This is a genomic window from Thermoactinospora rubra, assembly GCF_002093975.1.
Lineage (GTDB): Bacteria > Actinomycetota > Actinomycetes > Streptosporangiales > Streptosporangiaceae > Nonomuraea > Nonomuraea rubra_A.
The window spans coordinates 21,911-28,086 of record NZ_MSZZ01000082.1 but is presented as its reverse complement, the minus strand read 5'-3'; the positions used below and the strand labels follow the sequence as shown (position 1 = coordinate 28,086).

Here is a 6,176-nt window from a genome sequence, read left to right as displayed (position 1 = left end):
CCGACTTGACAACACGCGGTGGGCCTTAACTACCCGGCATTGGGGTTAGGCTGGCCCGATGGGCCAGGAGCTGTGGTCGGCCGGGGCCGCGTACGAACCCTACGTCGGGCGGTGGAGCCGGATGGTGGCGGCCGAGTTCGTCCGGTGGCTGCCCGTCTCCCCCGACCGGCGGTGGTGCGACGTGGGATGCGGCACCGGCGCGATCACCCGGACGGTCCTCGACCTCGCCGCTCCCCGGCGGGTCGTCGGCGTCGACGCCGCCGAGGGCTACCTCCGCCACGCCCGCTTCCCCCTGTGCCGGCCCGACCCGCTGCGGGCGTTGTTCACCGGCGCGGGCCTGTCCGGGGTACGGCTGAGCCCGATCGACGTGCCCACCCGGTTCGCCGGCTTCGACGACTTCTGGACGCCGTTCCTCGGCGGGCAGGGACCGGCTCCCGGTTATGTGATGTCGCTGGAGGAGGACCGGCGGGCCACCCTGCGCGAGCGGCTGCGTGCCCGCTTGCCGTACGACGCGGACGGTTCCATCCCGCTGACCGCCCGCGCCTGGGCCGTCAGCGGCGTCAGGCCGTGACGAGGAGCCCGGCCGAGGTCACCGCCGGACCGGGACGAGGCGACTGACCAGCGGCTGCAGCACGGCGGCCGCGACCCAGCTGTACATGGCGGCTACCGGAGACACCTGCGCGATCAGCACGGGGCACAGGAAGACCAGGGCCGTGCCGCCCAGGATCAACGCCCTCGCCCGGACCGCGCCGGGCGAGGCCGTGCCGTCACCGGGACCGCCGCGCCGGGTCCAGCCCGCCGGGCACCCTGAGTTCGAGGACCAGAAGGGTCATGGCGATGGCCACCACGCCGTCGCTCAGGGCGCTGAGCCGCTCGACCGGCACGACCGACGGCTTCGGGCCGCTTTCATCCCCCATGACCTGCGAGTTTAGTGGCCGATGGCCCAGTCCCCTGCGCGATCTGCGAGGTCTCGCAGGAGGGCGGCGGCGCGGTCGGAGAACAGGCGCCGCTCGCGCTCGTTGCGGGTCAGCGCGGCGGCGCGGCCGAACTCGGCGGCCGCCTCCTCCAGCCGCCCCAGCTTCGCCAGCAGGTCTCCGCGGACGGCTGGCAGCTGCGCGTAGCCCCGCAGCGCGCGCTCCTCCAGGAGGCTGTCGGCGATCTCCAGCCCGCGTGCGGGGCCGTACGCCATGCCGACCGCGACCGCGCGGTTCAGCTCGACGACCGGCGAGGGGGTGAGGTGGGCGAGCAGCCGGTACAGGGCCGCCATCCGCTCCCAGTCGGTGTCCTGCGGCCGCGGGGCGCGGGCGTGGCAGGCGGCGATGGCGGCCTGCAGGCCGTACGGCCCGAGCGTGCCGAGCGCCTCGGCGCGGCCCAGCGCCTGCAGGCCGCGGCGCACGAGCAGCCGGTCCCAGCGGCTGCGGTCCTGGTCGAGGAGCAGGATGGGGGTGCCGTCGGGTGCGGTCCTGGCCGGGATGCGCGAGGCCTGGAGTTCCATGAGCGCCAGCAGGCCGTGCACCTCGGGCTCGGCGGGCATGAGCCCGGCCAGGACGCGGCCCAGGCGCATGGCCTCCTCGCACAGCGACGGGCGGATCCAGTCCTCGCCCGCGGTGGCCGCGTAGCCCTCGTTGAAGATCAGGTAGACGACCTCCAGGACGGAGGCCAGCCGGGCGGGCAGGTCGGCCGGCGGCGGCAGCTCGATCGGGATCTTCTTGTCGGCGAGGGTGCGCTTGGCGCGGGAGATGCGCTGGCCCACGGTCGGCTCGGGAAGCAGGAAGGCCCGCGCGATCTCCTCGGTGGTCAGGCCGCCGAGCAGGCGGAGGGTGAGCGCGAGGCGGCTCTCGGGGGGCAGCGCCGGATGGCAGGCGGTGAAGATCAGCCGCAGCAGGTCGTCGCCGACGTGGTCGTCCAGCGCGTCGTCGAGCTCGGCTTCCGCGCTCTCCTGGCGCAGCTCCATCTCGCGCCCCACCTCCTGGAGCTTGCGCTCGTAGACGTCGCGGCGGCGCAACCGGTCGATGGCGCGGTGCTTGGCGGTCAGCGTCAGCCAGGCGCCGGGGTTGTCGGGGACGCCCTTGCGCGGCCACTCCTCCAGAGCGGCGAGGAGGGCGTCCTGCGCCAGCTCCTCGGCCAGTCCGATGTCGTGCACCATGCGGGCCAGGCCGGCGATGATCCGGGCGGACTCGATCCGCCACACCGCCTCCACCACCCGATGGGAATCCGTGACGGTCATGGGTCCTGGATACAGGACGGGGCCGCGGACCGCACGCGCGGGCCGCGGCCGGAAGCGGCGGGTCAGGCCGGAGGGGCGAAGTCCCCGGGCCCGAACAGCCGCAGCACCTCCGCCTCGCCCTCCCAGCCGGGCCACAGGTCGCGGTGCAGCTTGAGGAAGCGGGAGGCCCACTCCACGGCCTCCTCCTTGGTCCTGACCTCGTAGAGGGCGTAGCTGATCATTTCCTTGGCCTCGGCGAACGGCCCGTCGGTGACGGTCAGCCGGCCGCCGCTCACCTCGATCCTGGCTCCTTCCGAGCTGGGGGCCAGGCCGCTTTGGTCCAGCAGGGCCCCGGTCTCGGCGGCCTCCTGGCCGAGCTTGGCGATGGCCTCCATGAGGTCGGCGGGCGGCGGCCCGCCGGGCTGGGAGACGACTCTGAGGGTGACCAGGTAGCGCATGGCGATCTCCTTTGTGAGCAGTGAAACGGTGAGTCAGGCGGCGTTGCGGGACAGGTGCAGCGACAGCAGCGACAGCCAGCCCCAGATCGCCATGATGCCGACGATGAAGGCGACGTTGGCCCCGGGGACGGCGCCGCCGGCGGCGATGCCGAGGAAGGAGCCCAGGAACAGCGTGCCGGTGACGCGGGAGAAGACGGCCCAGCCTTTGCGGCCCTCGCGGGCGAACCGGGAGGCCAGGACGTAGCAGGCGGCGACCATGCAGAGGAATCCGATGCCGCCCACGGCCATGTGCAGCGTCCCGGAGAGGGTGACGGCGCCCTGGCCTTCGGGGGTTCCGGGCGGGAAGCCCATCGCGGGATCGGCGGGGAAGACCGCGGCGCCGATCATGCTCGCCCCGAACGCGCCCACCAGGCGCGGCGCCCACCGCGCGCCGCGTCCCGGGGACAGGCTGCGCGCAGGCCGACGGCGCAGGCGATGGTGGCCAGGGCGGTGACGGCGAAGTTCGCGGTCTGGATCCAGCCGAGGTCGCCGTTGGCCAGGAAGCTCCAGGGGTGGCGGGCCAGGTCGAAGCCCTCCCTGGTGAGGGCCTGGGCCAGGGCGACCGTCACGTACAGGGGACCGGCGACCACGCCGAACCCGAGCAGCGAGGACGGCGGGCGCCCGGCGGCGACCGGGCGGGCGGCGGGGCTGGTGAGCTGGCAGGACATGATCGTCAACCTTCGCGTCTACCGGGGCCGGCCCGTCCGGCCCTCTGCAGACGCTGCGAACGAGCAGGCCCCGATTCGACACGCGCCCCGGACCTTTTTTCAAGATTTTTCGGTACGGCAGGCCCGCCGTTCACCGAAAAGGAAGCGAGAAGGAGGATCGGCCCGGTCAGTGCGGCCGGGAGCCCAGCATCTGGCCCTCCAGGTCGAGGAGCCGGGCCAGGCGGCGCATGTGGGGCGGCACGGTCGTCAGGCGGACCCAGCCCTCCCGGCACAGGCCGGCCAGCATGCCGAGCCCCCTGACGTCGACGAAGCTCAGCCGTGCGACGTCGACGTCGAGCAGTTCCCCGCCACGCCAGGCACGCGCGAGCGCCGCGGCCACCCCTGTGGTGTTGGTGACGTCGATCTCCCCGATCAGCTGCACCACGGCCAGGTTCGGACCGGAGCGGTGGGTGATGCGGAGCTGGTGGTCGGCATAGATCACCGCGCTCACCAAGGGCTCGGGGTCGGGAACGCCTGGTGCGGTTTCCTGTTGGGTGGTCATGTGACTGGGGGCCGCAGTCAGTGGGTGGAGTGCGAAGGAGCCGGGCGCGCCGTCTTCCGCGGGCGAGCTCCGACGTGCCGGATGCCAGGCATGCGACCTCCTCATGTCGTCGATGCCATGGGTGGCGTGGTGGTGTCAGGCACAGCTTAACGACAGAACACTGTTACCGGAAAGACTCTTCGCCTATCATTTGTGCGAGAGGTGGTTTCCTGTCCGTTTCCTGAACGCGGGGCCCAGCCAGGACCGTAAGATGCGAAGTGGTCATGAACAGCTCTGGTGACAGATCGCCCACGTGGACCTTCCTGACCCACCATGCCCGGGTGCTGCTGGAGATCGCCCGTGATCCGCAGGTACGGCTGCGCGACATCGCCGCCCGCATCGGCATCACCGAACGCGCCGTCCAGGGCATCGTGACCGACCTCCACGAGGCCGGCTACCTGACCCGGACCAAGGTGGGCCGGCGCAACCACTACACCCTCAACCTCGACCAGAGCTTCCGGTACCCCACCGAGGCGGGACTTCCGGTCGGCCTGCTGGTCAACATGTTCACCCAGCGCGACCTGCCGGACGGCGTCGAGGCCCCCGGTGATGCCGCTCGCGAGCCGGCCGCGCCCCCGGCGCCGCCCGCGATGACGATAGGGGCCGCGGCGCAGGCGACAAGCTGACGGGTCCGCGTCGCCCACACCATGCATCCGGCGGTCAGCCGGGGCGGTGCGGCTCGTACGGCGGGAGCCCCAGACGCGCCCGGATCTCGCGCTGCACCGCGACCTTCCCGGGCCTGGCGTCGACGGTGGCGACGTACTCCTTGCGGCGGAACAGGTCCAGGACGGGGTCGGTCTTGTCGTGGTAGTCGCGCAGCCGGGCGGCCAGCGCCTCGGGGGTGTCGTCCTCCCGCGTGACGAGCTCGCCGCCGCACACGTCGCACCGGCCGCTCTCCTTGGGGCGATGGGCGATGAGGTTGTAGTCCAGGCCGCAGCGGGCGCACAGGCGGCGGGCCAGCACGCGCCGCCGTACCTCCTCGTCGGGCAGGTCCAGGTGCACGACGCCGTCGATGTCGTAGCTCTCCAGGAAGAACTCGGCCTGGCGGCGGTTGCGCGGGAAGCCGTCGACGATGAACCCGTAGTTCCAGTCGTGCTGGTCCAGCCGCTCACGCACGACCTTCTCCACCAGGTCGTCACCGACGAGCTCCCCGGCGGCCATCACGCGCCGGACCTGGGCCCCGAGCTTGGTGTGGTGCTGCACGTGCCAGCGGAAGATGTCGCCGACGCTGATGTGCACCAGGTCGAGGTCGCGGGCGAGCAGGGTGCTCTGGGTTCCCTTGCCGCTGCCCTGGACGCCCATGATGACGTACTTGCGCATGTTGCACTCTGACACACCGTCGGGCGCCGGCCGGCGGCGAGGACGGCTCAGGAGCGCACCACGGCGACCGTGCAGCGGGCGTGGTGCAGCGCGCCCCGGCTGACCGAGCCGAGCAGCAGCGAGCCGACCGCGCCCCGCCCGTGCGAGCCGACCACGACCAGGTCGGCGGTGGCCGACGCCGCGCACAGCGCCTCGACGGGGTGCGCGGTCCTGGCGTCCTCGACCACGGTCACCTCCGGGTGGCGCTCGCGCAGGCCGGCCGTCCGCTCCCGGATGATCTGCCGCTGCCGCCGCCGGATCTCCTCCTCGTCGTAGGGGATGTCCGGCGTGAAGGCGTGGATGGGCAGCTGCCAGGCGTGGATCGCCCGCAGCGTGCCGCCGCGCAGCCTGGCCTGCTCGAAGGCGTAGGCCAGGGCCGGCGCGGAGTTGTCGGAGTCGTCCACCCCGGCGACGATCTCGCCGTAGACGACGTCCTGGGCCGGCCGTACCACCACCACGGGGCAGTGGGAGTGCGCGGCGACGTACGCGCTCACCGAGCCGAGCAGGGCGCCGGCGAAGCCGCCGACCCCGCGCGTGCCGAGGACGACCTCGGTGGCGTCCTTTCCCAGCTGGCGGATCGCCGGGGCGGGGACGCCCTCCTCCAGTTCGGTCTTGACCTCCAGCGCCGGCTGCCTGGCCCGCACGCGCGCCACGGCGTCCCGGAGGATCCTCTCGGCCGACTTCCTGAGCGGATCGGGCCAGCCGACGAGCGGGTACCGGCGGATCTGGTACGGCATGCGGTCCAGCACGTGAACGATGCGGAGCGGTTCGCGCACGCGGACGGCGTCGTCCGCGGCCCAGTCCAGCGCGGCGTGCGCGGCCGGGGAACCGTCGACTCCAACGATGATCATGATGTCCTCCTCACC

8 protein-coding genes and 1 pseudogene are annotated in these 6,176 nt (G+C 72.8%); 2 read left to right on the top strand and 7 right to left on the bottom strand.

Annotated features, from left to right (window positions below; genetic code table 11):
• Positions 1-58: 58 nt before the first annotated feature.
• Positions 59-571: a class I SAM-dependent methyltransferase gene (locus BSB02_RS37545; RefSeq protein ID WP_084965771.1), complete on the top strand. Its 513-nt coding sequence runs from the start codon at positions 59-61 to the stop codon at positions 569-571.
• Between the two features lie 196 nt (positions 572-767).
• Here the strand turns inward: BSB02_RS37545 and BSB02_RS40310 are convergent, their stop codons facing one another.
• The 5 genes and pseudogenes from BSB02_RS40310 to BSB02_RS37525 all read right to left on the bottom strand — a co-directional run bounded on the left by BSB02_RS40310 (position 768) and on the right by BSB02_RS37525 (position 3,912).
• Positions 768-917 carry a TMEM175 family protein gene (locus BSB02_RS40310; RefSeq protein WP_143591690.1) on the bottom strand — a complete coding sequence of 50 codons (150 nt, stop codon included), beginning with the start codon at positions 915-917 and terminating at the stop codon, positions 768-770.
• An 11-nt stretch (positions 918-928) separates the two neighbouring features.
• Complete coding sequence (locus BSB02_RS37540) at positions 929-2,227, bottom strand: RNA polymerase sigma factor (protein WP_084965770.1); 1,299 nt, start codon at positions 2,225-2,227, stop codon at positions 929-931.
• 62 nt (positions 2,228-2,289) lie between these two features.
• Positions 2,290-2,664, bottom strand: a complete 375-nt coding sequence (locus BSB02_RS37535; RefSeq protein WP_084965769.1) for a YciI family protein — start codon at positions 2,662-2,664, stop codon at positions 2,290-2,292.
• A gap of 33 nt (positions 2,665-2,697) precedes the next feature.
• Positions 2,698-3,371: pseudogene (locus BSB02_RS42765) on the bottom strand (DUF998 domain-containing protein).
• A gap of 166 nt (positions 3,372-3,537) precedes the next feature.
• Positions 3,538-3,912, bottom strand: a complete 375-nt coding sequence (locus tag BSB02_RS37525; protein ID WP_206185100.1) for an STAS domain-containing protein — start codon at positions 3,910-3,912, stop codon at positions 3,538-3,540.
• Between the two features lie 263 nt (positions 3,913-4,175).
• Here BSB02_RS37525 and BSB02_RS37520 point away from each other — a divergent pair, with 263 nt between their 5' ends.
• Positions 4,176-4,577 carry a helix-turn-helix transcriptional regulator gene (locus BSB02_RS37520; protein ID WP_084965767.1) on the top strand — a complete coding sequence of 134 codons (402 nt, stop codon included), beginning with the start codon at positions 4,176-4,178 and terminating at the stop codon, positions 4,575-4,577.
• 34 nt (positions 4,578-4,611) lie between these two features.
• Here BSB02_RS37520 and BSB02_RS37515 read toward each other — a convergent pair whose 3' ends face one another.
• Together BSB02_RS37515 and BSB02_RS37510 are read right to left on the bottom strand one after the other, a co-directional pair.
• Entirely contained in the window at positions 4,612-5,271 is a 660-nt protein-coding gene (locus BSB02_RS37515) for an adenylate kinase family protein (protein ID WP_084965774.1), read from the bottom strand.
• Between the two features lie 47 nt (positions 5,272-5,318).
• Positions 5,319-6,161 (bottom strand): universal stress protein, encoded by an 843-nt coding sequence (locus BSB02_RS37510; RefSeq protein WP_084965766.1) that lies wholly within the window; start codon positions 6,159-6,161, stop codon positions 5,319-5,321.
• Between the last annotated feature and the right edge of the window lie 15 nt (positions 6,162-6,176).

Bases quoted from the DNA above. Each gene is read 5' to 3' on its own strand.
- BSB02_RS37545 (WP_084965771.1), top strand. From the start codon at position 59: ATGGGCCAGGAGCTGTGGTCGGCCGGGGCCGCGTACGAACCCTACGTC.
- BSB02_RS37540 (WP_084965770.1), bottom strand. From the start codon at position 2,227: ATGACCGTCACGGATTCCCATCGGGTGGTGGAGGCGGTGTGGCGGATC.
- BSB02_RS40310 (WP_143591690.1), bottom strand. From the start codon at position 917: ATGGGGGATGAAAGCGGCCCGAAGCCGTCGGTCGTGCCGGTCGAGCGG.
- BSB02_RS37535 (WP_084965769.1), bottom strand. From the start codon at position 2,664: ATGCGCTACCTGGTCACCCTCAGAGTCGTCTCCCAGCCCGGCGGGCCG.
- BSB02_RS37515 (WP_084965774.1), bottom strand. From the start codon at position 5,271: ATGCGCAAGTACGTCATCATGGGCGTCCAGGGCAGCGGCAAGGGAACC.
- BSB02_RS37520 (WP_084965767.1), top strand. From the start codon at position 4,176: ATGAACAGCTCTGGTGACAGATCGCCCACGTGGACCTTCCTGACCCAC.
- BSB02_RS37525 (WP_206185100.1), bottom strand. From the start codon at position 3,912: ATGACCACCCAACAGGAAACCGCACCAGGCGTTCCCGACCCCGAGCCC.
- BSB02_RS37510 (WP_084965766.1), bottom strand. From the start codon at position 6,161: ATGATCATCGTTGGAGTCGACGGTTCCCCGGCCGCGCACGCCGCGCTG.